The sequence below is a fragment of the Rhodococcus sp. 05-2256-B1 genome, from assembly GCF_002258465.1.
Classification (GTDB): domain Bacteria; phylum Actinomycetota; class Actinomycetes; order Mycobacteriales; family Mycobacteriaceae; genus Rhodococcoides; species Rhodococcoides fascians.
Genome location: NZ_NOZA01000033.1, coordinates 13281 through 38925, shown reverse-complemented (window position 1 = coordinate 38925; position 25645 = coordinate 13281). Strand labels below are relative to the sequence as shown.

The following is a 25645-nucleotide window of genomic DNA, read 5'->3' as shown; positions in this document are numbered from 1 at the left end:
ACTGCAGAAATATGGGCTCAGATTTCTATGAGCGTCAGTAGGCGGGCAGCGAACAGCGCTGCACCGTAGGCGGTGTCCTGGGATCGGGTCGAGACCGAGACGCCGGGCAGCACCTGAGCTCGCGCGTCTCGCACGCTGGCCATCCCGGCCCAGCCGCCGGTGAGCAATGTCGTCCTGGCCGGCGGCACCTCGGCGTCGAGTGCCTCGATGAGTCGAGCCACTTCGTCGTTGCCGTGCAACAGAATCGAACGGAACAGCTCGGCCGAATCGATCCCGTCGGTCCGGACCGTGATGGACAGAACGCCGTCGTCGTTGCGGGCACCGGCGATGTCGATACCACCGTCGGTGAACGGTCCACCTGGAGGCAGAGCGCACACTCGCTGGTCCAGTAGGTCGCGGCCGGCACGATCGCTGATGTCGCACAGCTGCAACGCCCGTCGCATCAGCAAGCCGGTCTTCACTCCCGCGACGAGCACATGTTGGCCCGGAACCACGTGGCGCACCGAGTTGATGAGGTGTTCGGCCAGCCTGCTCCGCGCGTCGGTGGTCAACGGAGTGTCGAGCACCCGCAGCAAAACCTCGGCAGTGCCCATGGACACGTGGTATCGGTCGTGCGGGATAGCTCCGCCGGACACCGCGGACACGAGATGATCGTGACCGGCCACAGTCAGACGAGCGCCGGCGATGGACTCGGGAAGTGTTGATGCGTCGGCTATTCCGAGATCGGTTCCGGCGTCGACCAGGGGTGGCATGAAGTCGGTTCCGACACCCAGGTGCGCCAACATCTCCGACCAGGGTTCGCCGCTGTCCTGATCGAGTAGTCCGGTGCGCGAACTCAGCGAGTAGTCGGCCACCGCACGACCGCCGAGGGACAGGACGACGAACTCCGGCAGATTGAACCAGCGCAGCCCGTTCAGGCTCAGTCCGTTGTCTCGTAGGTGGGCGATCTTGACGACGGAGACCTGAACGCCGACGGGAAGCCCGGTCTTGCCGGCGAACTGATCGCGCAATTCGGCCGGCAGGTTGTCGACCTGCTGCTGACCACGCGGATCGAACCACGCGAAGGCCGGTGCCCGGACAACGTTGTCTTCATCGAGAAGAAAGCCCGTCTCACCCATCCCGGACACCGCGATGGCGTCGATGCGGGCGGCCGGGTCATCGGTTTCCTCGGGCAGCCGGCGAGCGACCACGTCGAGTAGGTGCCCGATGGTGGACAACAGATCCTCCGCGGCCAGGTCGGTGGTTCCGCCCGGTCCGTGCCGCCACGGCGTGGGACTCTGCTCGATGAGCAGCTCGGTGCCTGCATCGTCGGTGACGAGTACTTTGACGCCGGTGCTCCCGAGGTCCAGTCCCGCAACAAGTCTGGGGTTCACGTAGTAGTTCTCATTTCTCTACGGGTAGGGGGAGTGCGTGTGAAAGTCGTTCCACGAGAGTGGTCGGCGCTATCTGCTGCTCGGGTTCGAGATAGGGATCGTCGAACCGCCGCACCAGGCGGTCGAATGCGAGGGTGCCGATGCGATACGGGTCTTGGTCGATGCAGGTCACCGACGGGCTGACGGCATCGGCGAGCGAGAAATTGCCGAACGACACCATGGCTACGTCGGTGCGACCGATCTCGTGCAGAACCGACACCACGGCGGTCGCGTGTCGAGCGTTGGCGACGAAGAACGCAGTCGGTGGATTGCGCTGCGCCAGCAGCGTCTTCACTACAGGCCGCACCGAATCTGCGGCGTGGGATACCGGAGGGGCGAGCGCGGCCTCCGGCTCTTGGCCGAGATCGGCGAGAACGTCGAGATACGCCTGCCTGCGCAACTGCGCAGTCTGCAGGCGATCGTCGAAGCCGAGCAGAGCAATTCGCGTGTGCCCGCTTGCCACCAACTTCTCGACGGCTCGCTTGGCGGCACCGTAATCGTCCACGATGACAGAATCGAAACCGATGATCGAGCGGTCGATGGTGACCGTGGGCAGTGTGCGACGCCGAGGTACGAGGAAGTCACTGTGGTCGCCGACCGGCGCGAGGATGATGCCCCGCACGTGTTGTCCGGCCAGAAGGGCAAGCTGATCCCGTTCTCGCTGGGCATCGAAGCCGGTGCTGCCGACGATGACGGCGAGCCCGTGTTCGAGTGCGCGATCTTCGACGGCACTGACCAGTGATGCGAAGAAGACATCGTCGATGGAGTCGACGACGATCCCGATGGTGTTGCCCGACCCCGATTTAAGGGACCTGGCGGCGGAGTTCGGAACGTAGTTCAGTGTCTGCACCGCAGCCTCGACCCGCTCGCGTAGCTCCGGCAGGACCGTATCCACGCCGTTGACGACGCGTGAGACGGTCTTGAAGCTGACGCCCGCCAAGGCGGCGACGTCTTTGATGCTGGCGCGCTCGGTCACGTGAACTCTCGATCGGAGGAAGTGTGTCGCTGTAGCACGTATGCGAGACAACGTTGTCTTGTATGATTCCCGCTATGCCTCGTGTCTGTCAAGACGTCCTCGGAATCGAACGGGAATCCCTGCCGGTCCTGGTGGTTGCCGGCGCGGCGGGGAGTGGCAAAACGACGCTGGGTAGAGAGCTGGCGCGCCGTCTCGGTACTGCTCTGCTCGACCTGGACACCCTCACCAATCCGCTACTGGACGAACTGGATTCGCTGATCGAAGGCCCGCACTGGAACAGTGCCGGACCACATTCGGAGCGGATTCGCGCCGGGCGCTACGCCGTGGTGCGCGCCGCTGCCCGGGATCTCGTACAGCTCGGTCAGCGGCCCGTCCTCGTTGCGCCCTTCACCCGCGAATTGACGGGCGCGCCCGAATGGACGCTGCTGGTGAACGAATTGACCCCTGCTGCAACGAAGGTGATCCACGTCGACGGATCGCCGGAACTCCTGGCGCGACGCCGGGCCGCTCGTGGCGCGGATCGCGATGCCCACAGGCCGGTGGATCCGCCTGCTCGGACGCCGCGCATCCCGCACCTACGCGTCGACGCCGAACTGACGACCGCGCAGCAAGCCGATCTCGTCGCCCGAGAACTCGGGCTCAGCTGATGGTGTGAGTGGTTCCAGGAGTACAGGATTCGCGCTCGATCAACTCGACACCGAGGATGTTGCGTCGCTTGTAACGGCGACCCGGATTCTCGATTCGACCCAACAGTCGTTCGATGGCCAGATGGCCGAGTCGAGCCGGGTTCTGATCGATCACCGTCACCGGTGGCATCACCGCATCGGCGAGGGGAAAGTCGCCGAATCCGACGAACGCCAGATGCAGCAAATTCACCTGCTGTAGAACAGGCACGCAGGCCATTGCCACTCGCGCGTTCGACAGAAACAGTGCGGTAGGCGGACTGTCGAGTGCGGTCAGGTCGGTCAGTGCTACACGGGCGTCCTCGCGGTCCAGCACACCCAGAGCGACGAGAGCCTCGTCGAATTCGATTCCCCTGGCCTGCAACGACTCTCGATATCCGGCCAAGCGATTGCGGCTGGTCGGGATCCCGGCACTGTCGCCGATCACGGCGATGCGGGTATGACCCAGATCGAGGAGATGATCGGTGGCCAATACCGCCCCGCCGTGATCGTCGTCGACGAAGCTGTCGGCTTTGAGACCGTCGGGTGCGCGGTCGACGAACACCGTCGGTGTCTTGTCGATCCAGCGCTCCAGATATGCGTGGTCCGCACCCGTCGGCGCGATGATCAAGCCGCTCAACTGCCTCCGCAGCAGCGACTCCACCAACGCCTGTTCCTGATCTCCGTCGTGACCGAGGCTGGTGACGAGAACTGCCATGTCGTCCTGACGGGCCCGTTCCTCCACTGCGCGTGCGATGGAGGAGAAGAAGGGGTCGTCGATATCCGGGACGGCGACACCGATGGCCGCCGTCTGGCCGTTGCGAAAGGAGGTCGCCATCGTGTTCGGCACATAGTTGAGCGACTCGAGCGCTTCGGCAACGCGGGCACGAGTATCGGGATCGACGTGCGGGTCGTTGTTGTACACCCGTGAGACGGTCTTGGCACTGACCTTGGCCAGCGCCGCGACGTCTTGCATGGTGGTCATGATCTACCCCGTCTGCTCGTCCTCGTCCCGTCAGCGACTGGTGTAGCCGCCGTCCACCGGCAACGACACTCCGGTCACCATGGAAGCATCATCGCTCAGTAAGAAGGCAATCGGCGCGGCAATCTCGTCTTCGGTGGCCCAGCGTCCCAGCGGCATCTGCGCCAGGAACGGCTCCTCGATCTCCGGGCGACCCCAGTAGAAGGCAGACATCTCCGTCATGACGACCGTCGGGTTCACACCGTTCACGCGGATGCCGTGGCGGCCGAGTTCGAGTGCGGAGACCCGAGTGATGTTGTCCAAGGCTGCTTTCGAGGATCCGTAGGAGATGTGTCCGGTCAGAGCGACGAGACTGGCCTGGCTCGAGACGTTGACGATGGCTCCGGTGCCTGCGGCGATCATGGCCGGCACGGTGTACTTGATGACCAGCAAAGCGCCGCGCGCGTTGATGGCGATGACCTTGTCGAAGATCGAGATGTCGGTGTCCTGAGGCGTGGCGATCTCGCCGCCGAAACCGGCGCAGTTGACCACCCCGTACAGCTCGAGGCCCGCGACGGCGTCGCGAACACTGTCCTCGGACGTCAGGTCGAACGCCAGGGGCGTTGCCCCGGTCTCGTCGGCCAGCTTGTCGAGCGCGTCCACGGATTGGCCCGACGCGACGACGTCGGCACCGTCGGCCACCAATCGTCGAACGGTTGCCGAGCCGATGCCTCCGCTGGCACCTGTCACCAAGATCTTGCGGCCGTCGAACTTCGCCATGGGGGTCTACCTTCACTGTTCCGAGTGGTCATGTCATCGGTGTCATCCGTCCCGGAATGGACGCGTATGTCATCGGTGTCATGGACGGTACCGCAGCGCGTCGTTCCCGTCGCGAAAACGGTGTAGATCGTCCATTTGTCCAGTTCAAAGACGGTACTCGGTGGTCGGGTATCGGCCTCGTACTGCGGCGGAATGACTGCTGGGCCGACAGGCCATGTCACCGGTGACATGAATTTTCGCGAAACACGTGACAATGCGAGTTGTGTGGGTCACACTCGTTTACACAGCGAGCCCCGCAGGGAGCTCGACATGCCGCGCAGGCCCAGTTCTCGAACCGTGCTGCACCGGCGTCGGCGGGGGCGTCCTGTCCCACACCCGAACGTTTCCATTCGACCGAGGAGTACCCATGGCCACCGTTGCACCTGCTGCGACACCGATCCTCGAAGCGAGGGGATTGTCGAGGAGCTTCGGAAACGTGCGCGCCCTCGACGACGCCGACTTCGACATCTACCCGGGTGAGGTCGTCGCCCTCATCGGCGACAACGGCGCAGGCAAGTCCACGATGGTCAAGGCTCTTTCGGGCAGCCTGGCCGTCGACACCGGAGAGATCCTGTTCGACGGCACAGCAGTCGATCTCGACAGTCCGACGGTGGCGGCAGAGCTCGGAATCGAAACGGTGTTCCAGGATCTCGCGCTCGCTCCGCATCTCAACGCGCAACAGAACATGTTTCTCGGACGCGAACTGCCGGCCAAGGGGCCGCTCGGCCGCCTCGGTTTCCTCGACGTCTCCACGATGCGCAAGCAATCACAGGATGCGCTCGACGAACTCGGTGCCACCGTCCGTAGCCTCACCGTCCCGGTGGGATCGATGTCCGGCGGCCAGCAACAGGCCATCGCCATCGCGCGTGCCGTCGCCTGGGCCAAGGGCGTCGTCTTTCTCGACGAACCGACCGCCGCCCTCGGTGTCGTGCAGACGCGCAACGTCCTCGACACCATCCGTCGGGTCGCGGACAGGGGAGTGGCCGTGGTGTTCATCAGCCACTCCATGCCGCACGTGATGGAAGTAGCCGACCGTGTCCAGGTGCTGCGGATGGGCAAGCGCGTGGCCACCCTCGACGCCAAGAACACGACCATGGAAGAACTCGTCGGTGCGATGACCGGCGCAACCACCGGAGCAACACGATGAGCAACCAGACCATCTCCCCATCGCTCGAGCCGCTGCCTCCCGGCGACAGGCCGTCACGGCACACGTTCGATCTCGTCGAGTCGCTCGGAAAGTTGGCGCGAGTCCAGGTCTTTCAGATCGTGCTCGTGCTGGCGGCGATCTGCCTGGTGTTCTCGATCATGGCCCCCGGCAGCTTCCCCGAATGGGGCAACATCCGGCAGATCATCCAGAACGTCTCCATCCTGGCCGTTCTCGGTATCGGCATGACGTTCGTGATCGTCACCAGCGGCATCGACCTCTCGGTCGGCTCGGTGCTCGTCTTCTCCGGCGTCGTGTCGGCGAAGACGATGGCCGCGATCGGCGGCGACGGCTGGGGAGTGGCGGCCGTCGGCATCGTGGTGGCGCTGGGATGCGGCCTGTGCTGGGGTCTGCTGAACGGATTTCTGATCGGTAAGGCGAAAGTGCCTCCGCTGATCGTCACACTCGGCACACTGGGCGGGGCGCTCGGTCTGTCGCAGGTCATCACCGGCGGCGTCGACATCCGCGACGTACCACCGGTCCTCGTCGACACGATCGGCTACGGAAACCTGCCTGCCACCACCATCCCGTTGATCTCGAGCATCGCCTTGGTGCTGGTCGTCATCTTCGGAATCGTTCTGCACCGCACCAAGTTCGGCCTCTACACCTTCGCCGTCGGCTCCAAGGAGCAGTCCGCTCGCCGCGTCGGCATCAAGGTGGACATGCATCTGGTCAAGATCTACGCGCTCTCCGGCACCCTCGCCGGATTGGCGGGCATACTGTCGCTGTCTCAGTACGGCACCACCGCGATCGCCGGCCAGTCCCAGACCAACCTCAATGTCATTGCGGCAGTGGTCATCGGTGGAACGAGCCTTTTCGGCGGCATCGGCACCATGTTCGGCACCGTCGTCGGATTGTTCATTCCGGCCGTACTGCAGAACGGCTTCGTCATCGTCGGAGTACAGCCCTTCTGGCAGCAGGTCGCCGTCGGTGCCGTTCTCATCGCCGCGGTCTACTTCGACCAACGTCGACGCGACGCCGCAAGTCGAGGCCAATCGCCCAGCTCACTCAAGAGACTCTGGTCTCGAAGTCCCTAGCTTCGGACCGGCCCTGAACTCCCTCGCTCGCAACCCCTTACAAGAAAGTCGACCATGATCACATCACGCACCGCCGTCGTTGCACTGAGTGTCGCTTCGGTCTCCGCCATGTTCCTGGCGGGTTGTTCGTCCGACTCCGGAAGCGGTGGCGGCAGCGGCAAGATCGCCTTCATCCAGGGCGTCAGCGGCGACGAGTTCTACATCAGCATGCAGTGCGGAATCGAGGCCGCGGCCAAGGAGGCAGGCGTCACCGTCGACACTCAGGGGCCGGTGAAGTTCGACCCGACGCTGCAGAAGCCGATCGTGGATTCGGTTGTGGCATCACGGCCGTCGGCCATTCTCATTGCGCCCACCGACGTCGCCGCCATGCAGGCACCCCTCGAGGCAGCCTCCAAAGCCGGCATCAAGGTCGTCCTCGTCGACACCACTCTCGAAGACCCGTCCATCGCGGTCTCCTCCATCTCGTCCGACAACAAGGGCGGCGGCGCAGAGGCATTCAGCGCCATCGAGCGGCTCAGCCCGGCAGGCGGCAAGGTACTGGTGATCTCCACCGATCCGGGAGTCTCCACCGCCGACGCCCGAGTGGAAGGCTTCGAGGAAGCCGTCGGAGCAAACTCGGCCTTCGATTATCTGGGCGTGCAGTACAGCCACAACGATCCGGCCGAAGCAGCCCGTCTGGTTTCGGCCGCACTGGCCAAGGACCCCGACATCGTCGGCATCTTCGCTGCCAACACCTTTGCGGCCGAGGGCACCGCAACCGGAGTTCGGCAGGCGGGCAAGCAGGATCAGGTCAAGATCGTCGGCTTCGATGCGGGCCCGGCGCAGGTCAAGCAGCTTCGTGAGGGAACGGTGCAAGCACTGATCGCTCAGCAGCCCGGCACCATCGGCACCGATGGCGTCGAGCAGGCCATGGCGGCCATCGACGACAAGCCGGTCACCGCCGAGATCTCCACCGGTTTCCACGTCATCACCGCCGACAACATCGACGGCGAAGGCGCACAGTACGTCTACAAGTCGTCCTGCTGATTCACCCCTGAACTGCGGTGGTGCTCCTGGTGGCAGAACCTGCCCGGGAGCGCCACCGCTCACCACGTCCGTTTCATCTTCAGCCGACTCGAGGACCGAAGTCATGAGCGAGCTTCGTCGCACCACGTTGGAACACCTACCGGCGACCGTCGCGAGGCCCGAGTACGACGCCGACGAACTGCACTGCGGTGTCGTTCATTTCGGTGTCGGTGCGTTTCACCGCGCACATCAGGCGGTCTACTTCGACCGATTGCTCGCGGCCGGGCACCTGGACTGGGCGCTGTGCGGGGTGGGAGTACTGCCCCAGGACAAGAGAATCGGAGAGGTCCTCGACGCCCAGGACTACCTCTACACACTCGTGACCGTCGACCCCGACGGCATACGTGACGCCCGAATCGTCGGCTCTGTCGCCGATTTCATTTTCGCACCCGACGATCCGCAGGCCGTCATCGATGTGCTCAGTTCACCGTCCACGATGATCGTGTCCCTGACCATCACCGAAGGCGGTTACGGCGTCGACGATCTGACGGGAGCGTTCGAGCCCACCGACCCGTCGGTGCTGGCGGATCTCGAGGATCTCTCCATACCGAAGAGCGTCTTCGGTTTTCTGACCGTGGCTCTCGCCACCCGTCGATTCCACGGAGTTCCGCCGTTCACCGTGATGTCCTGCGACAACATCGTTCACAACGGCGCGGTCACCCGCACCGCGCTGACGTCCTTCGCGCGCCACCACGACAGCGACTTGGCCGACTGGATCGATGCCACGACCGCGTTCCCCAATTCGATGGTCGACCGCATCACCCCGGCCACGACGCCCACCGTCGTCGACGACCTGCGACGTGATTTCGGCATCGACGACCGCTGGCCCGTTCAGTCGGAATCGTTCTCGCAGTGGGTACTCGAAGACACCTTCTCGTTCGGGCGGCCACCGTTCGACGAAGTAGGAGTGCAACTCGTCTCCGATGTCGCACCGTACGAGCACATGAAACTTCGGGTGCTCAATGGATCCCACCAGGCCATGAGCTACCTCGGCATCCTCGCCGGATACACCCACGTTCACGAGGTGATGGCGGATCCGGACATGCGTGAATTCGTCGCATCGTACATGCGTGCGGAGGCTGCCCCGACGCTCGCGCCGGTGCCGGGGATCGACCTCGACGCCTATATCGAGCAACTGCTGTTACGATTTTCGAGCCTGGCCGTTCGAGACACCCTCGAACGTCAGATCGTCGACGCCTCCGCGCGGATTCCCAAGTTCGTGCTGCCGGTACTGCGAGATCGGTTGGCGCACGATCGGACCGTCGATCATTGCGCGTTGATACTCGCCGGATGGTGTGGGGTGTACGAGCGCGGAGACGTGCCCATGATCGACGCCGATGCGGAGCGTCTGCAGCGACTGTCGTGGGAAGACCACGACAATCCCGGAGCATTCCTGACCAATCGCGCAGTGTTCGGGGACCTCTCGGTTAGTCCGCGACTACGAGGTGCGTACCAGCGAGCCAAGCGTTCGCTGCAGGACAACGGTGCCAGGGGCGCGGTACGACGACTGCTGGAACAGTCGTCGGTGAGTCACACCTTGTAGTAGACCATCTGGTGACTGGTGGCCAGCAAAACCCCGCCCTCGGTCCACAATTCGGCAGTCTGGTCGAAGTAGCCCTGGTGAAATCGGCGTGCCCGCGCGGTGCCGAGGACGTATCCGTCGGAATGCTGCTCGAGATCCTCGGGCGTAGCGAAGTAATGGGTAGTCAACGAGATCGTCCCAGCCGGAACATACTTGCCGAGCCGCTGGAAGATCCGCGGATAGAACACATCGCTCAGCGAGGTCAGGGCCGCGAAGTCCATTGGCCGCGGTGGTGTATCGCGGATCCACAGAGTTTCGGTCGAGTCAGCGGACTCCTGATCGCTCAGTGCGCCGTGCACGAAACGCATCTCGTAGTTCTGTGCCCACGCGATGGCGTCGGGAAGACCGCCCTGCTTCGTGTCGGCGGGGGAGGGAACGTCAGGGGCCGTCGCCTCGATGTTGTCCCAGGTCTCACGACGCGAACCGAACACCGCGGTCGCGGTCGTCGCCACCGCACCGTTCTGAGTCAGTTCGAGATACCAGTGCTGGTTGCTTCGGTTGGTCCGCACAGGGCGAGCCGAGATCTCGAAATCACCCTCGGCGACAGGACCGGCGAAGTTCACCGTCAACGAGACCGGTGTTCCCTGGCCTTCTGGATGCAGTTCGACGGCCCGGATGAACGTGGCCGCGGTGATGCCACCGAACGGGCCGACCATGTTGTTGTACGACGGCGACGTACGTCCGGCGTACGTGCCCTCGCCGACACTCTCGAGTGCGACTGCTGCATCGAACGGGTGCATTGACTCTCCTACGGCCTCGGACGGTGTGCCATCCGATCGTAGTGTCGCCGATAATCAGTCCAGGTCCTGGCCACGCTTCTCCGGCATCCACACCATCGTCAAGAACGAGATCACGGCTGCTGCAGCGAGATAGTAGAAGAACCAGTCGGCGTGGCCTGCGTCGGACAAGGCATTGACCAGTAGGGGAGCGGTGCCACCGAACAACGCAACCGTGAGGTTGTACCAGGCCCCGATACCGACACCTCGAAGCTCTGCCGGGAAGGCTTCGGCCAGAACGGCAGGAATGATGGCCGAGCACATCGCGAACAGCAGCAGGCCGACGCAGAAGACGATCAGCAGTTTGACGAACGACGGCCCGATCAGCTTGGAGAGCGGGATGATCAGAATCGCGAACAGTGCAGCGTAGGTGAGCAATTGCGGCTTGCGGCCGATGCGGTCCGCGAGAGCGCCCATGGGGTACTGCAACGCGACGAACATCGCTGTCGCAATCGACAAGGCCACGAACACGTCGTTGGCCTCCGCTCCGCGTTGCTTGACGGCGTAGGGCGTCATCGCGGAGAAGAACGTGTAGTAGGCGAGAGTGGCGAGGAGAACGAATCCAACGACTTGCAGGACGGCACGAGGATGGTGCTTCATGGTCATCCACAACGGGTTTCGCACGGCCTTCGCCTTCACTGCGTTGCGTTCTTGGTTGTCGGCTTCGGCCATGCCGCGTCGCATCCAGAGTCCCACTACTCCGAGCAGCCCGCCGATGACGAACGGTACGCGCCAGCCCCACGAGCTCAGTTGGTCGCCGTCGAGCACGAAGGTCAGATACGCGCCCAGTAGTGAGGCAAGGAGAATGGCCGTGCCGGTGGAGATGTAATAGAAGGACGAGTATCGCCCCCGCCGATCGTTCGGGGCGATCTCGGCGAGGTAGGCCGACGCATTGGAGACTTCACCGCCCATCGACATGCCCTGGACGATCCGGGCCAGCAACAGCAGAATCGGAGCTATCCAACCTGCCACGGAAAACGTGGGGAGGACCGCGATCGCGAACGACCCACCCGACATCATCGCGATCGTCAGGATCATTGCCTGACGTCGCCCTCTGAGATCGGAAAAACGTCCGATCAGCAAGCCCCCGAGCGGCCTGAAGAAGAACGCCACCGAGTACGTCGCCAAGGTGCTCAACAGAGCCACAGCCGGGTTGTCACCGGAGAAGATCTGGGTCGCGAAGTAGATCGAGAATGTCGCATAGACCGTCCAGTCGTACCACTCGACGGCATTGCCGATACTGACTGCGAGTAGTTGCTTCTTGGGCATCACGTGCCGAGTGGACGTCGATTCGGACTTCACTGACATGGCGATCTCCTTGTCGGGGGCGTGCGTCGAAAAGCCTATGCCTCCACAGCTCCCGGGGTGCGGAACCACCGAGCCCGATTCGCTCAGGGAATGATTCGTTGCTGCCGAAGATCTGTGACGATGCCGGCGAACATCGCCTCGGTGTCGACGAAACGATGAAAACCCATGCGGCGGGCCTTGGAGCCGTCGGATATGACGTCGTAGTCCCAGGAGAACACGAAGTCACCGAACGCCCAGGACGACACATCGCGGTAGGGAGTGGGCTTCAGCTCGTGCTCGGCAACGATCGAATTCCACAGTGACTCTTTGTCGGCCATGACGTCGGCCAGTGACATGGGCAGTGGGGTGGCGGTATCCAACCCGAAGATGTCCGCGATGCGCGGCCACATGTCGTTCCAGCGGAACAGGTCTCCGTTGGTGATGTTGAACGCCTGATTCGCGCACGCGGGAGTGGTTGCGGCCCAAACGGTCGCTTCGGCGAGCAACGATGCATCGGTCATTTCCAGCAGAGATCCGAAAGCACCGGGCTTGCCCGGGAATCGCATGGGCACGCCCAGCTTCTTGCACATGGTGGCGTAGACAGCGATGACGGTGGCCAGATTCATCGGATTCCCCAGCGCTACACCGCACACCACCGATGGCCGGATAGCCGACCAGGACCACCTCTTTCCGACCTGACGGCTTTCGAGGAACTGTTGTTGGTCGATGTTGAACTCGGGCGGCATGTGCGGTGGATCGGTTTCGCGCGCAGGGGTTTTGAACGGTCCGAGATGCGCGCCGTAGACCTTGTAGCCCTGCATCAGGCTGACGTGTTCCAGGTTCGGAGAACTGTCCTCGATCACGGTGACCACGTTGACGAGCATCGCCAGATTGGGAGGCACCAGCTCGGCCCACGTCGGGCGTTCCTGGTACGCGGCGTAGAAGATGTGCGTGACGTCTGTCAGGTGCGAGAGTCGGCGTCGAGTCTCGTCGCCGTCGAGCAGGTCCACCGCAATGTGCTGGACGCGTTCGCTGTCGATACCGCCGCTGCGGGACAGGCCGATGATGTTCCAATCCCCGGTCCGCTGCAGGTGTTCGACCAAATTTCCGCCGATCACGCCGTTGGCCCCCACGACTACTGCTGTCTTCATCAGCTTCTCCTTATCTAGATATCGCGATATCACGATGTCTGGGTAAGTAGACCACAGATCGCGATATTGCGATATTGGAGTACGCTTCGAGGGTGGCAGACGAACTGAATCCTGCGGAGCTTGCGGCAGTGTTCGGTGCTCTCAGCAACCCGGCGCGATTGGCGATCATGCAATGGCTCAAGGACCCGAGCGACTTTCCGCCGCAGCTCGAACCGGCCGAACAGGTAGGGGTGTGCCTCAAGCATATTCAATCCAGAGCGGGCGTCTCGCAGTCGACTGCCTCGCAGTACATGGCGGTGCTACAACGCGCCCACCTGGTGACTAGCACCAAAATTGGGCCCTGGGTGCACTACAAACGCAACGCCGAGTACCTCGACCGATTGGCCGAAACGATCAAGACCGATCTGTGACGTCTCCACTGCGTCGGCGCGACCTCTGTATGTGGCCTGCCAGCAGGTTGATGATGCCGGACAGTGCGATGATGCGCCGACTCTGACGGGACAGCCATGTCGAAATGAGGGCTGCGAAACCGGCGAATACGCAGAGGAAGATGGACGTGATGAACAAGGCGTTCCACTTCATCACGGTAGCCGCGACGAACATGACTCCTCCGACGAAGAAGAGAGCCATTTCCGGGACAGGTTGTCGCTGAAGAGGATCGACAGTCACAGCTTTTTGCCTATCGCGAGATCCACCGCGTGAGTGAGCGATGCTGCCTCGAACACTAGACCGTGCGCAGCTGCAGCCGCTGCGGAACGCTCACTCAGTACGACGGGGTCGGTCGCCCGGGCGACCGCCGCGAGATCGATGCGTTGTAAGAGCTTCTTCGTCACGGGCCGCTTGCTGTCCCAGAATGCCAGAGCAGCAATGAGATCGGTGGCTTCGGGCCCGGTCAGTAACGCGTGGGCGACGGAGCAGGTTGCGGGGTCCTCGAAAGGGAGCAGATAGGTGGCATCGTCGAACACGGCTGGTTTGCCGTCGTAGGGACCGACCATCCTGAATTGTGGAATCTTGTGGAACCCGGAGATCGCAATCTTGTAGGGCGCGAACGTGTACGGGCCTACACCGAAGATGCAGAACCGGGCTCTATTGCGATAGATCGACGACTTCCGCCCGTCGAGCGCCGCGGCGTTGGCGTTGAGGTATGCCCACAACTTCGGTGCGGTGTGCGTCAACTGCTCGGTGTCGTCGCCGGTATGCGACTGCGGCACGATCATCCACTTGGACACCGAGTCCAGCTTGTCGCGGTAGACATCGGTGCACTTGAAGAGTGGGAACAGGTAGTCGGCTTCGATGTCCACGCCGGTTCCCAGTTTGGTTCGCGGGCCGCCATTCTCGGCCAACTCCATCACCGCGGTGGCGTCATGCTTGATGCCTTGCCGCCACACCAGAGGGCTGGTGCCGTCGAAGTGCTTGCTGCGCTGATATGCAGCGACATTCGCGACCAGTTGGCCGTCGACGACTCCGATTCTGTTGTCCGGCTGCACCGCATCGAGGCTCGGATATGTCTGTGCGGTGTAGTCGTTCTTGCCCGCCCCGAGCTCCACGGTGAACCAACAGGCATCGACCCCTGCGTCGAACCACTTCTTCGCATCGATCATTCGTAGGCTCGAACCGGTCACCGGAAGCTGATGCTGAGCACAGTGCAGCAGAACGTTTCGAGCTACCTGGGTCTTGCAGATCATCGCGATCGTTGCGGGTCGATCCGTGAATTCGGTGAGCAACTTGATCCAAATGAACTCTGCGATATCGAAGTTGGAGCTGCCGGTGATGGCGTCGATGCCGCGAGCGTTCTTCGTGTTCGTGCGTGCGGGTCGATTGGCGGAATCGAGCACCGACAGTTGCGAGTTGGTGACCCACGGTGGGTTGCCGATCACGAGGGTCGCGCCGGGCCCCGAACTCCACTCGATATCTCGGGCCAGATCGAAGTCGAAGATCGACGCTGTGATGATCCTGCCGAATTGTGCTGCTGATGAGGCATACTCGGGCTGCACCTCGATCCCGACGCGCTCTGTTTCAGGGTGAGTCCGGGCCATCACTGACAGGAAGTTCCCGACACCACAGGTGGGTTCCAGGACGCGGGTCCATTCGCGACGAGGCAGGGCGTTAACCAACGCGCGCGCCAACTCGGTCGGAGTCTGAAAGTCTCCGAACTCGTTGTTGGGCATCGATGCCTCCGGCAGTGGTGCGGATAGGTGCCGTCTGTGGCACAGGAGCATAGCCTGCGGAGCGACCCAGAGGCTCAGCACCACACCACTGCCGCAGGCGCTAATGTTGACTGGGATGAAGCTTTCGCGCGCTGCCCTACTGCTGTCCAGTCTCGTCTTCATCGGTGTTCTCGTCTGGGTCGCCGTCACCGCGGGCGACGAGATTCCTGCACATTTCGACGGCTCCGGTCAGGTGGATCGGATGGATTCGAAGCTCTCCTTCCTCCTCACGATGGGTGGTACCGGATTCGTCATGGTCGGGTTGTTCGTCAGCGTCGGGTGGTGGCTGCCGAAGGTCCCGGCCCAGCTGGTGAACCTGCCGAGTCGACGACTGCACGAGTACTGGACTGCCCCCGAGAATCGGCCCGAACTGAACCGCAAGATTTCCGAGGACCTCGACTGGATCGGAGTCGCCTCCGCACTGCTGTTCGCCTGGATCTGCGTCGTTGCGGGCACGACTACAGGTGCGTCGGTGAGCGCGTGGGTGTTCGTGGTGCCGACTGTGCTTTATGTGGTGGTGATTCTGGGATATGCGGCCTTCGCGTTCATCGGCAGTCGATACCGTATTCCGAAGGACTGAGTCAGGGGAGTGGTTGCAACATGGCCAATTTCGAGCCTGACTGTAAAAGGTAGCTGCCATCGGCGAGGTCGACCTGCATCTCGACATTGTCCGAACGCGCCGATCGTACGGTTGAGCAGGCCATACCAAACCATATGCAAATAAGGTTTGGTATGGTCACATAATGGCAGACGGTGAGGCCGGTGCATCCTGGCCTGCGGTGGAGTTCGAGAGCCGGCCGTGGCGTGTCGCCGATTCGTGCATGTCGCGCGCCCAGAGGCGGCTGCATCAGGGTGACTATCGAGCAGCTGTACCGCCGCGTATTGCAGAGGTAGAGCTGAACCTGCCTGCGCAGCTGATCGCGGAGTCGGAGGACGCCCTCCGTGAGATCGTTCGATTCGACCACTATGCCTCTGAGCGGCTCGGTTCATCGGTGGAACTTGCACCCATGAGTTCGATTCTGTTGCGGACGGAAAGCTCGGCGTCCTCTCAGATCGAGAATCTGACCGTGGGAGCCAGGGCGCTTGCACTCGCCGAATTGGGTGCGCCCACAACGCGGAACGCCTCGATCGTGTCGGCAAACGTCCGTGCGATGGAAGCAGCACTCGAGGTCGGATCATCGATCGGAGAAGCAAGCGTGCTTCAGATGCACCGATCGCTGATGGAGTCCAACGGCGATCCGTTCCCGGGGCAATGGCGGACTCAGCAAGTCTGGATCGGGGGATCGGACATAGGCCCGCACCGTGCCGCTTTCGTTCCACCGCACCACGACCGGCTTCCGGGTGCACTTGCCGACCTGTTCGAGTTCGCAGCTCGTTCGGACTTGCCCGTCATCCCGCATATCGCCGTCACGCATGCGCAATTCGAAACGCTTCACCCGTTCACGGACGGAAATGGGCGAACGGGCCGGGCCATAGTCCACGCGATGCTGCGGAGGGCAGAAGTGACGGAGCGAGTGACGGTTCCACTGTCTGCTGGGCTCCTCACGGACACCGCAGGCTACTTCCGAAGTCTGGATGCCTACCGCGCCGGGGATGTCGAGGCGATCGTGCGAAGCCTCACCGCTGCCACCTTCCACGCCGTCGAAGGTGGGCGGCGATTGGTAGACGAGCTGTCCGACGTCAGAACCGAGTACACCGATCGCGTCGTCGCACGCAGCGACTCGGTTGTGTGGAAACTACTCGACGCGCTGGTGGCGCAACCGGTCGTCGACAACGCCTACGTACGAAACACTTTCGCCGTCAGCGAGATTGCGGCTCAGCGGGCAATCGACAAGCTGACCGAGGTGGGAATTTTGCACCAGACGTCGAAGGGGCGACGAAACAGGGTGTGGCAGGCCGAGGAGATACTTGCCGCTCTCGACGACTTCGCGGACGGCATCCGGCGGGTCCGATAACACGCACTCGGTCGATGCTCAGTGCACACCGAGACCGTCGAGGAGGAGTTCAGCGACGAAGTTCGCGTTGTCCTGCGGGCTGTTCTGTCTTCGTGTGAAGCATCGCATCAGCAGCGTATTGGTGATGCCTGCTGCGAGATCGACTGGGCTCGAGCTCTTTCGGAACACCCCGCTGTCCTGACCCCGCGCGATGACCGGCCCGATGATTGCCGGCAGGTTGAGTTTCTCCTTGATCGAGATCAACCCCTCCGGCTCGCCGTACGTGTCGTGTGCGACGGCGACGAGGAGCGCGTCCATGAATTCGACTTCGTCGGCGGCGAGCTGCGCGCACCGCAGCATGTGATTTCGTAGAATCGTGAGTTCATCGAGGCCCAGCAACTGGTCGTCGGCTACCGACTCGCGAAGATGATCGACCCGATTCTGCAGGGCTGCAACGATGACGGACGGCTTGGTCGGAAACAGTGTCTTGCAGGCCGTCCTCGGCACTCCTGCGATGTCGGCGACGTCGTCCATTCGCGTCATGAAGTAGCCACGCTTTCCGAACTCGTCGCGCGCAGCTGTGACGATCGCAGCGCGAGGATCGCGAGGAAGCGGGCGTTCCTCGACCGGTGAATCGACTTCTCCCACATCATCGAGGTGCTGATGACGTCCGGACGTGTCGACGACGGCCCCGAGAAAGGCAAGCACCGCGTCGGACATCACCTCGGCCGATACGGACGCGGCGTCCGCCTGACTGCGGAGGCGAAATCCATCGATGATTGCGTTGACCGTCACTGCGAACGTTCGGGCTGTGAAGGGACGGCGAAAGGCCCCGCCGTCGGGGTCGAACAGTGCCTCGAACGCGCCCAGTACGGCTTGGTCTCGGACGCGGTACTCACTCAACAGGGTCGGGGACGACGGTCCGCCGAAAACGTGGTCCAGAAGAGACTCGGTGATGCTTTGCCGGTCGACGATTGCCGGGAAGTACTGCGCAACGAGCGCCGTCACCGTCGAGCGAATCGATGCACCGCCGTTCGTCACCTGGCTGCGAACTGTTTCGTGGACGTCGGTGGGCAGCGAGGTCCGGGCCAGCTGCTCGACCACCTTGTCGAGAAAGTCGGCCTTGGTGCTGAACTTGCGGAAGAACGTCGCTGTCGACGAGTCGGATGCGTGGACGACGTCCTCGATGCGCATACCGCGGTCGAGAATTCGTCGAGGATCCGCGACCAACAATGTGACGGCCGCCTCGACGAAATGGGTGGCAGTCGCGTCGAGCTCGTTCATGGGGACGGACTTTACCGAGGTGAGACCGACCGTGACGGTGCCGGTGACAGTACTCACTCTCGGGTGAGAGCGACCTCGGTCATCAACCGGAGTGACCCAACGGAAAGAGTGCGGTGTGATGTGCTGTGTTCGCGCCGCCGGGACAGCGGTGGTGCCCGATATCAAGGATTTTCATGACAATTCTCGACATCCGCATCCACGAAGGCTCCGATCCGCGGCTCAGCGCTCGTGAAATCGAAGTGCTCACCACGTGGCTGGTGTCCGACTCCAAGTCGGAGGCGTCGCGGGCGCTCTATCTGTCGATGGGAACTGTGAACACCCACTTGTCCCGGATCCGAGCCAAGTACTCCGCGGTGGGGCGCACGGCACCCACCAAAGCGGCATTGTTGGCGAGGGCTCTGCAGGACGGCTTCATCGATATCGACGATCTGTGAGGTTCACTCAACCTCGACGCGCCTCGACTTCATTTTCTTCACCACGAACCACGCGATCAGCGCCACAACGATGCCGATGACGATGTACTGGAACACCGAGGCGTAGTTCTCCACGTAATGCCAATTCTCGCCGAGGAAGTAACCGGCCAGCACGAATATGGAGTTCCAGATCAGGCTGCCGAGCGTGGTGTACAACGTGAATTGCATTACCGGCATCCGTGACACACCGGCCGGAATCGAGATGCCCGAGCGAACCACCGGGATCATGCGGCCGAAGAACACCGCCGACCGACCGTGTCTGGTGAACCAGTCCTCGGCCTTCGTCAGATCCTCGGTTCCGACGAACGGCATCTTCTCGACAATGGCGTACATCCGGTCACGTCCGAGTTTGATGCCCAGCCAGTAGAGAACCAGAGCGCCGAGCACCGATCCCGCCGTCGTCCAGAACAATGCACCGAAGAGCGTCATCCCGCCCTGAGATGCGGTGAAGCCGGCCAACGGCAAAATGATCTCGCTGGGAAGCGGCGGGAAAAAGTTCTCGGCGGCCACGGCAATACCGGCACCGGGACCGCCGATCGCCTCCATCAAACTCACCGCCCACCCGGCGATTCCGCCGAGTTCAGTGCTGGTCGCGGCAAGGGTGGAGAGCTCACTCATGACTACGACTGTACGAAACGTCTCGACCGAAAATCTGCTCACCAGGAGAAATGCCAAGAAATTGAGACATATGGAACACTTGCGAGGGTGAAACGAGCCCTCCAGGTACTGCCCGTTGTTGCCGCCGCCACACTCCTGCTGGGTGCCTGCGGGTCCTCCGATCCGGAGCCGACCCCCGCTTCCGCTCCCACTGAATCGTCAGCTCCGGCGTCCTCCGCTCCGTCGTCTGTATCGGCTTCGTCCGGCCCATCGAACGTCGGCGTCTACAACCTGCCGGGCACAGGAGTGTTCCCCGAAGGCATCACCGCCGCCGACGACACGTTCTACGTCACCTCCACTTCCGACGGTGCCGTGTTCCGCGGAACCGTCGGATCGCCGGATGTATCGGTGTTCCTGCCCGGCGGTGCGGACGGACGCACCGGTGCTGCGGGGATCGATGTCACCGATGACGACGATCGGCCCGATTACTTGGTGATCGCCGGTGGAGCGACAGGCAAGGTGTGGGTGTACGACGCCAATTCCGGTGATCTGGTGGCCACGTTCACCAACGGTCTCGGCACCGACGCGACGTTCCTCAACGACGTTGCGATTGCCGACAACGGCGATGCCTTTGTGACGGACTCACGCAGCCCGGCGCTGTACCGCATTCCCTTCGATCAGATCGTGGCTGGGACGCAGGACGCTCCGATGGAGACGTTCGTGAACTTCGACGGCAGCCCGTTCGTCTACGGGGAGGGCTTCAATGCCAACGGCATCGTCGAGAACGACGACGAATCGGCGCTGATCGTTGTGCAGTCCAGCACCGGAAATCTGTACCGGATCGACAAGACCTCGAAAGAGGTCACCCAGGTCGACCTCGGTGGGGCGACGCTCATGAACGGCGATGGCATGGAGATGGACGACGACACGTTGTATGTCGTCCGCAATCGCGACGGTCTGATCTCGAAGGTCGACCTCAACGATGATGGCCGGCGCGGATCGGTCACCGGCGAAATCACGGACCCATCGTTTGCCTACCCCACAACCGTTGCAGCAGTGGATGATCGACTACTGGTGGTCAACAGTCAGTTCGACAAGCGTGGGGGAGAACCGGTCGAGCCGTTCACCGTCAGCTCTGTTCCCCAGTAGAGCGGCTTCGCCGCATGTGCGCGGAAACTCGTAGCAGAGACCGAGTTTCCGCGCACAACGATCCAAGGGGGTTCGAGCAACGGTTCGGGCACCATGGAGGTCGGACGCGACCGACGTCGTCCGAGAGAGGGGTCTTCGTGTCGATTCGTCCGGCCGAGGTCGGCACCGTGTCGATCGTGTTGGGAGCGCTGGTCGTTCTGGTTCTCGATGCTCACACTGCATGGCAGACGCCTTCGCACCTTCGGCGCACGATCAGTGAATACGGACTCGGCGCACAGCAGTGGGTGTTCTCGATCGGGGTCGTCCTGCTCGCGTTGGGTTCTGCTTTCACTCTGCTGGCCGCGGTGCGACAACGGCTCACCCCACCCACCTCGGTAGCGTCCTTGTGTCTGATGCTGTGGACTGTCGGCCTTGTTGCCGTTGTCGCCGTGCCGAAGCAGGATTGGTCGAACGACGCGTCACTGAGCCTCGGCGGGACGATCCATCGACTCGGTGCGGCAGTGGCGTTCGTCAGCATCCCCGTCGCGGTCTTCGCGTTCTCGCGGCCCTGGATTCGTCAGGGTCCATGGTCTGTCCGGGCACGAACGACACTGTGGCTGAGCGTGCTGTCCGTCTGCACGCTGCTCCCGATCGCATACGCACTCGTTGTCGGTGCCGTCGGCACGCGACCCTGGTACCGGGTGGTGACCCTCGGCTACGTGGAGCGCGTGCTCGTCGTTGCCGAAGTGATCGCATTGATCTCGCTGGCCTTGTGGGTGTGGGCAGCCGAACGTAGGAGTCCTGCTTCCGTGAAGTCACAGGAGATCGAGGCCTCGCAGCCCGTCTAGGGAACCGATCTTGCGTTGCGTGCGTCCAACCTGTCAGTGCCGTCGGCGTCGAGAGGTTGAATGAATGCGTGTGATGTCTGGACGTCGAATTGCTGTGGCGTGCAGCACGGTGCTGTTGCTGACGGGATGCGCCGGCTCGACAGATGGAAACCCTGTGGCGAGCGAGGACACATCCACGTCGGCGGTGGCACCGGGCCCACGAGAGCCATTCGATCCATGCACTATCCCGAAATCTGCGGTGACAGCAAGCGGCTTGGACGTGAGTACGGAACGACCCGACTTCGCAGGAATCACGACGTACCCCGGATGGAAGGGCTGTACTTGGGACGGCACTGCGCTGAACAGTTGGTACTACGTCGCCGTGTTGTCGTCGCTGGAGTCCATCAACGAACTACTGGGCAGTCCTTCGTTCGTGCGCGGTGCGGAGGTGAGCCTCTCGGGCCGCACCGCAGTTCAACTGCGGCACGCAGACGAATTGAAATCCCTGGGTTGCGCAGTTGCTTTCGGCACGGGTGACGGTCTGATCGTGCTCGACCTGCAGAAGAAGGGTTCGCGAGATCTCGAAGGTGAACCCTGCGCCGAGGTCAACAGACACGCGGTCGACTTCGAACCGTATTTGCCGAAGTGAATCAGAAGGGTGCTGACTAACTTGGAGCCATACGGTTTGAATCAAAATCTGGACCACTGGCGGAGTCTTCGAGACCGAGCAGCGGCGGGCGAACTCGAGGTCGAATCAGGAGTTGCAGAACGGTGCGACGCTGCGTGCACCGAGTACCTGATAAAGCTCGATCGCATGCTGGAGATGACCGCCTCCCTCGCGTGGCCTGAGTCCTGGGGTGACCTGGACTCGGCCAAACAGCTTCAGGCGAAGTTCACGCGGTTGGCAACGGGAGATGAAGGCTCCGCTCGCTTTGCGATCAAGCAGCAGATCGAGATCATCAAGACCATGCGCGAGTTCTTTCGACACTATTTCGCAAGTGTCGAGGCCGTGGACAGTGCCACCGCGGCATCGGTCGAAGCGCTGTCGCCACCGCGATAGACGAAAAATTCCGACGACCCAGTTGCTCGGTCGTCGGGATCGATCGGTCGAAACGTGCTGCTAGCGAGCCAGTTCCACTTCGGCTTCCTCGTCGACGAAGGGATCGCCGTTGCGCGGAGCGTTGTAGCGCTCGAGATTCAAGATGCCTTCCCGCTTGGCGACGATGGTCGGCACCAGAGCCTGGCCGGTGACATTGACCGCGGTACGGCCCATGTCGACGATCGGTTCCACTGCGAGCAGCAGGCCGACGCCGGCGAGAGGCAGGCCCAAGGTCGACAACGTAAGAGTCAGCATCACCGTCGCGCCTGTCGTTCCTGCTGTTGCCGCTGAACCGATCACAGACACGACGATGATCAGCAGGTAGTCGGTGATGGTCAGGTCGATACCGTAGAACTGCGCGACGAACAGTGCTGCGATGGCGGGATAGATTGCCGCGCAACCGTCCATCTTCGTCGTCGCCCCGAGCGGTACCGCAAACGAGGCGTACTCACGCGGCACGCCCAGGTTGCGTTCGGTGACGCGCTCGGTGAGAGGCAGAGTGCCGATCGACGATCGCGAGACGAAACCGAGCTGGGTCGCGGGCCACACGCCCGAGTAGAAGGCGCGCACCGAAAGACCATGAGCGCGAACGATCAACGGGTACACCACGAAGAACACAACAGCCAGGCCGACGTAGATCGAGACGGTGAACACTCCGAGCGAACCGATGGCGTCCCAGCCGTAGGTGGCCACAGCATTGCCGATCAGAGCAGCAGTGCCGATCGGCGCGAGGCGAATGATCCACCACAGCACCTTCTGGACAATGGCCAGCAACGAGGCGTTGAACGCGAGGAAGGGCTCGGCCTTCTTGCCGACCTTGAGTGCAGCGATACCGATGGCAGCGGCGATCACCAGCAACTGCAGGATGTTAAAGCTCAACGACGTGGTCGCGGTACCGCTCTCGGCAACCGTGGTCTTCGCACCGAGCGCGAGGAAGTTGTTCGGCACCAAACCGGTGAGGAACGACCACCAGGATCCGACGCTGGACGGATCTCCTGCCGAGTCCGCCCCAGCGCTGGTCCGCGATCCGGGCTGGGCGACCAGACCGATGACGATGCCGATGATCACCGCGATGAACGCCGTGATGGCGAACCACCACAGCGTCTGGATTGCCAGACGTGCAGCGTTCGTGACTTCACGAAGATTGGCGATGGAACTGACGATGGCCGTGAAGACCAGCGGAATGACCGCGACGGTGAGCAGCTTGACGTAGCTCGAACCGATGGTCGAGAGGGTACCGACCAACCAGTTTTCGTTGCCGTCGGCCGCGTCGGGCATCGATCGAGCGATCAGCCCGAACACGACACCGAGTACGAGACCGGCAACGATTTGTGGACCGAACGCGGTTGCCCAGGTAGGGACACGGCGCGTACGGGTAGCGCTGGGCGCAGACATGGTTATGCCTTTCGAAAAGAAGAGACGCCGACAGAGGTGGGCGAGAAAGTGCTCATCGGGACGATGTGCCCGACGGAGAGGTTGCGGTCTAGAGGACCGTCAACAGGTAGCGCTGGCTTGCAGACGCAAGTCGACGTAGCGTCGAGAGGTCAGCAGCGGATTCACTGGTAAGACGGTACTCGTCCGACAATCGCCGCGACGGGCAGGGTTCTTCTGAGGGTTCACTGTGGAATCGATGAGGGTGCGCTGCGCGATCGACGGTTCGCCGATTTCGTGAGCTACGTTGAGTTTTCCGCAGCCGACGAAACGAGATCATGAGTACGACAGCAAAGCCTCGAGGACTGGTTCGGCGACTACTACAAGCGATGTGCGCTGTTGTCGCAGCGCTGGTCGCGGTCGTTCTGGCATCGGCCGGATGGGTTGCGTACGCGACGGCGGGCCAGGTCTACGACGTCGACGACGCACCGGACGCGCCAGTAGGGATCGTTCTCGGTGCCCAGGTGCGCGACGGCAAACCGATGCGCTTTCTCGCCGGTCGGCTCGACACCGCCATTCAGTTGATGGAGGCAGGAAAGATCAAGGCAATCCTTGTCTCCGGTGATGCAGACGGCAAGTCCGGCAACGAGATTCAGGCTATGACCGAGTACCTGATCGAGCATGGAATCGACCCTGACGTCATCATCGGAGACGATCACGGCATCGATACCTACGACACGTGCGCCCGCGCGAAAGAGACGTTCGGCGTCGAACGTGGACTCATCATCAGTCAACCCCTTCACGTCTCGCGCGCCGTGGCGCTGTGCGAGGACATGGATCTGGAGGTCGACGGCGTGACCGCCGATTGCATCGACTGCAACACGCTCGCTGTTGTGCGGAACTACGCACGAGAGTTGTTGGCACGCCCCAAAGCAGTTCTCGATCTGTGGTCCGGACGCGATCCAGTCGTTGTGTCCCCGCCGAACGATTCACTTGCGACAATCACCGGCAAATGAGCGTGCCCGACGGCGATATCGCGGTCCCGACCGTCGTACGAGAGTTGGCAGGGTACGACGGAATCGAACCTGTGTGGTCGAATGTGCTGGGAGGCATGACATTCCGCCTCGGCCAGGCGCGCTACGTCAAGTGGACGCCGGTCGAAAGCTCGATCGACCTGGAAGACGAGCGGTGTCGTCTGGACTGGGTAATTCGGTACACCCCGGTTCCGAAAGTCCTCGAAACCGGTTCGGACGCTACCGGGTCCTGGATGATGACTGAGGCTCTGCCGTGGGAGAACGCCGTCGCCGATCGCTGGATGGAGGACCCGGCCACCGCGGTCCGAGCGGCGGCAACCGGCCTTCGCGCGTTTCACGATGCAGTCCCCGTCGCGCAGTGCCCGTTCGACTGGTCGGTGGTCTCTCGTATCGGCTCTCGCGAGTTGCCGGTGAAATCTCCGTCGGTCGATCGACTGGTCGTGTGTCACGGCGACGCCTGCATGCCGAACACCCTGATCGCCGCCGACGGATCCTGCGCAGCGCACGTGGACATGGGCAGCATGGGCGTCGCCGATCGTTGGGCAGACCTGGCACCGGCAATCTGGAGTACCGAGTACAACTTCGGCCGGAGCTACTGCGATGCATTCTTGGATGCGTACGGCATAGACCTCGACCGTGAACGGCTCGATTACTACTTGTGGTTGTGGGAGTCGACCTGATCGGCGACGCGGAGCGTTCGCACCGACGCGACTACAGTGAGCGAGTCGGTTCGACGACTCAGCGAACCCCGTGTTTTAC

The 25645-nt window shown here is 62.5% G+C and carries 27 protein-coding genes; 15 read left to right on the top strand and 12 right to left on the bottom strand.

The window, feature by feature from the left end; genetic code table 11:
• Positions 1–17: 17 nt before the first annotated feature.
• A complete protein-coding gene (locus CH285_RS22330) occupies positions 18–1373 on the bottom strand; it encodes an FGGY-family carbohydrate kinase (protein WP_094643660.1) in 1356 nt (451 codons plus the stop codon).
• Between the two features lie 10 nt (positions 1374–1383).
• On the bottom strand, positions 1384–2388 hold the full coding sequence (locus CH285_RS22325; RefSeq protein ID WP_176458638.1) for a LacI family DNA-binding transcriptional regulator: 1005 nt from the start codon (positions 2386–2388) through the stop codon (positions 1384–1386).
• Between the two features lie 74 nt (positions 2389–2462).
• Between CH285_RS22325 and CH285_RS22320 the strand changes: the two genes are divergently transcribed.
• Positions 2463–3035: an AAA family ATPase gene (locus CH285_RS22320; protein WP_176458637.1), complete on the top strand. Its 573-nt coding sequence runs from the start codon at positions 2463–2465 to the stop codon at positions 3033–3035.
• Here the strand turns inward: CH285_RS22320 and CH285_RS22315 are convergent.
• Together CH285_RS22315 and CH285_RS22310 are read right to left on the bottom strand one after the other, a co-directional pair.
• Positions 3028–4035, bottom strand: coding sequence for a LacI family DNA-binding transcriptional regulator (locus CH285_RS22315; RefSeq protein ID WP_094643657.1), 1008 nt, complete (start codon positions 4033–4035; stop codon positions 3028–3030). The genes CH285_RS22320 and CH285_RS22315 overlap by 8 nt on opposite strands.
• A 30-nt stretch (positions 4036–4065) precedes the next feature.
• A complete protein-coding gene (locus CH285_RS22310) occupies positions 4066–4791 on the bottom strand; it encodes an SDR family oxidoreductase (RefSeq protein WP_094643656.1) in 726 nt (241 codons plus the stop codon).
• 406 nt (positions 4792–5197) lie between these two features.
• On the opposite strand from CH285_RS22310, the gene CH285_RS22305 reads away from it, so the two are divergent.
• The 4 genes from CH285_RS22305 to CH285_RS22290 all read left to right on the top strand — a co-directional run bounded on the left by CH285_RS22305 (position 5198) and on the right by CH285_RS22290 (position 9679).
• Complete coding sequence (locus CH285_RS22305; RefSeq protein ID WP_032364377.1) at positions 5198–5977, top strand: ATP-binding cassette domain-containing protein; 780 nt, start codon at positions 5198–5200, stop codon at positions 5975–5977.
• Positions 5974–7071, top strand: coding sequence for an ABC transporter permease (locus tag CH285_RS22300; RefSeq protein ID WP_032364378.1), 1098 nt, complete (start codon positions 5974–5976; stop codon positions 7069–7071). The genes CH285_RS22305 and CH285_RS22300 overlap by 4 nt, the downstream gene beginning before the upstream one ends.
• A 54-nt stretch (positions 7072–7125) precedes the next feature.
• Positions 7126–8097 carry an ABC transporter substrate-binding protein gene (locus tag CH285_RS22295; RefSeq protein ID WP_037219444.1) on the top strand — a complete coding sequence of 324 codons (972 nt, stop codon included), beginning with the start codon at positions 7126–7128 and terminating at the stop codon, positions 8095–8097.
• Positions 8098–8200: 103 nt separating this feature from the next.
• Positions 8201–9679, top strand: a complete 1479-nt coding sequence (locus tag CH285_RS22290) for a mannitol dehydrogenase family protein (RefSeq protein ID WP_094643655.1) — start codon at positions 8201–8203, stop codon at positions 9677–9679.
• Here the strand turns inward: CH285_RS22290 and CH285_RS22285 are convergent.
• The 3 genes from CH285_RS22285 to CH285_RS22275 form a co-directional block, all read right to left on the bottom strand.
• Positions 9667–10458: an acyl-CoA thioesterase gene (locus tag CH285_RS22285; protein ID WP_094643654.1), complete on the bottom strand. Its 792-nt coding sequence runs from the start codon at positions 10456–10458 to the stop codon at positions 9667–9669. The two genes, CH285_RS22290 and CH285_RS22285, sit on opposite strands and share 13 nt — an antisense overlap.
• Before the next feature lie 54 nt (positions 10459–10512).
• On the bottom strand, positions 10513–11802 hold the full coding sequence (locus CH285_RS22280) for an MFS transporter (RefSeq protein WP_094643653.1): 1290 nt from the start codon (positions 11800–11802) through the stop codon (positions 10513–10515).
• Between the two features lie 83 nt (positions 11803–11885).
• On the bottom strand, positions 11886–12932 hold the full coding sequence (locus CH285_RS22275; protein WP_094643652.1) for an SDR family oxidoreductase: 1047 nt from the start codon (positions 12930–12932) through the stop codon (positions 11886–11888).
• Positions 12933–13099: 167 nt separating this feature from the next.
• On the opposite strand from CH285_RS22275, the gene CH285_RS22270 reads away from it, so the two are divergent.
• Complete coding sequence (locus tag CH285_RS22270; RefSeq protein ID WP_371128986.1) at positions 13100–13342, top strand: ArsR/SmtB family transcription factor; 243 nt, start codon at positions 13100–13102, stop codon at positions 13340–13342.
• Here CH285_RS22270 and CH285_RS22265 read toward each other — a convergent pair.
• On the bottom strand, positions 13326–13601 hold the full coding sequence (locus CH285_RS22265; protein WP_141215033.1) for a hypothetical protein: 276 nt from the start codon (positions 13599–13601) through the stop codon (positions 13326–13328). The genes CH285_RS22270 and CH285_RS22265 overlap by 17 nt on opposite strands.
• Positions 13598–15100, bottom strand: coding sequence for an SAM-dependent methyltransferase (locus tag CH285_RS22260; RefSeq protein ID WP_094643650.1), 1503 nt, complete (start codon positions 15098–15100; stop codon positions 13598–13600). Before CH285_RS22260 ends, CH285_RS22265 begins: the two co-directional genes overlap by 4 nt.
• A 115-nt stretch (positions 15101–15215) precedes the next feature.
• Between CH285_RS22260 and CH285_RS22255 the strand changes: the two genes are divergently transcribed.
• Entirely contained in the window at positions 15216–15719 is a 504-nt protein-coding gene (locus tag CH285_RS22255; RefSeq protein WP_094643649.1) for a hypothetical protein, read from the top strand.
• 163 nt (positions 15720–15882) lie between these two features.
• A complete protein-coding gene (locus tag CH285_RS22250; RefSeq protein WP_094643648.1) occupies positions 15883–17094 on the top strand; it encodes a Fic family protein in 1212 nt (403 codons plus the stop codon).
• A gap of 18 nt (positions 17095–17112) precedes the next feature.
• Here the strand turns inward: CH285_RS22250 and CH285_RS22245 are convergent, their stop codons facing one another.
• A complete protein-coding gene (locus CH285_RS22245) occupies positions 17113–18357 on the bottom strand; it encodes a TetR family transcriptional regulator C-terminal domain-containing protein (RefSeq protein ID WP_094643765.1) in 1245 nt (414 codons plus the stop codon).
• Positions 18358–18530: 173 nt separating this feature from the next.
• Here CH285_RS22245 and CH285_RS22240 point away from each other — a divergent pair, with 173 nt between their 5' ends.
• On the top strand, positions 18531–18791 hold the full coding sequence (locus CH285_RS22240) for a LuxR C-terminal-related transcriptional regulator (RefSeq protein ID WP_027497717.1): 261 nt from the start codon (positions 18531–18533) through the stop codon (positions 18789–18791).
• Positions 18792–18794: 3 nt separating this feature from the next.
• Here the strand turns inward: CH285_RS22240 and CH285_RS22235 are convergent, their stop codons facing one another.
• Positions 18795–19448, bottom strand: a complete 654-nt coding sequence (locus CH285_RS22235; protein WP_094643647.1) for a DedA family protein — start codon at positions 19446–19448, stop codon at positions 18795–18797.
• An 87-nt stretch (positions 19449–19535) separates the two neighbouring features.
• On the opposite strand from CH285_RS22235, the gene CH285_RS22230 reads away from it, so the two are divergent.
• From CH285_RS22230 to CH285_RS27575, 4 genes are all read left to right on the top strand, one after another.
• Complete coding sequence (locus CH285_RS22230; RefSeq protein ID WP_094643646.1) at positions 19536–20576, top strand: SMP-30/gluconolactonase/LRE family protein; 1041 nt, start codon at positions 19536–19538, stop codon at positions 20574–20576.
• Between the two features lie 137 nt (positions 20577–20713).
• On the top strand, positions 20714–21403 hold the full coding sequence (locus tag CH285_RS22225) for a DUF998 domain-containing protein (protein ID WP_230592865.1): 690 nt from the start codon (positions 20714–20716) through the stop codon (positions 21401–21403).
• 64 nt (positions 21404–21467) lie between these two features.
• The gene (locus CH285_RS22220) at positions 21468–22031 is read left to right on the top strand and encodes a DUF3558 domain-containing protein (protein ID WP_080729067.1); all 564 of its coding nucleotides are present in this window, start codon (positions 21468–21470) and stop codon (positions 22029–22031) included.
• Positions 22032–22196: 165 nt separating this feature from the next.
• On the top strand, positions 22197–22442 hold the full coding sequence (locus CH285_RS27575; protein ID WP_094733282.1) for a hypothetical protein: 246 nt from the start codon (positions 22197–22199) through the stop codon (positions 22440–22442).
• A 60-nt stretch (positions 22443–22502) separates the two neighbouring features.
• Here CH285_RS27575 and CH285_RS22210 read toward each other — a convergent pair whose 3' ends face one another.
• The gene (locus CH285_RS22210) at positions 22503–23876 is read right to left on the bottom strand and encodes a dicarboxylate/amino acid:cation symporter (protein ID WP_027497711.1); all 1374 of its coding nucleotides are present in this window, start codon (positions 23874–23876) and stop codon (positions 22503–22505) included.
• 314 nt (positions 23877–24190) lie between these two features.
• Here CH285_RS22210 and CH285_RS22205 point away from each other — a divergent pair, with 314 nt between their 5' ends.
• The gene (locus CH285_RS22205) at positions 24191–24868 is read left to right on the top strand and encodes a SanA/YdcF family protein (protein ID WP_094643645.1); all 678 of its coding nucleotides are present in this window, start codon (positions 24191–24193) and stop codon (positions 24866–24868) included.
• A complete protein-coding gene (locus CH285_RS22200) occupies positions 24865–25566 on the top strand; it encodes an aminoglycoside 3'-phosphotransferase (RefSeq protein WP_094643644.1) in 702 nt (233 codons plus the stop codon). Before CH285_RS22205 ends, CH285_RS22200 begins: the two co-directional genes overlap by 4 nt.
• The last annotated feature ends 79 nt before the right edge of the window (positions 25567–25645 follow it).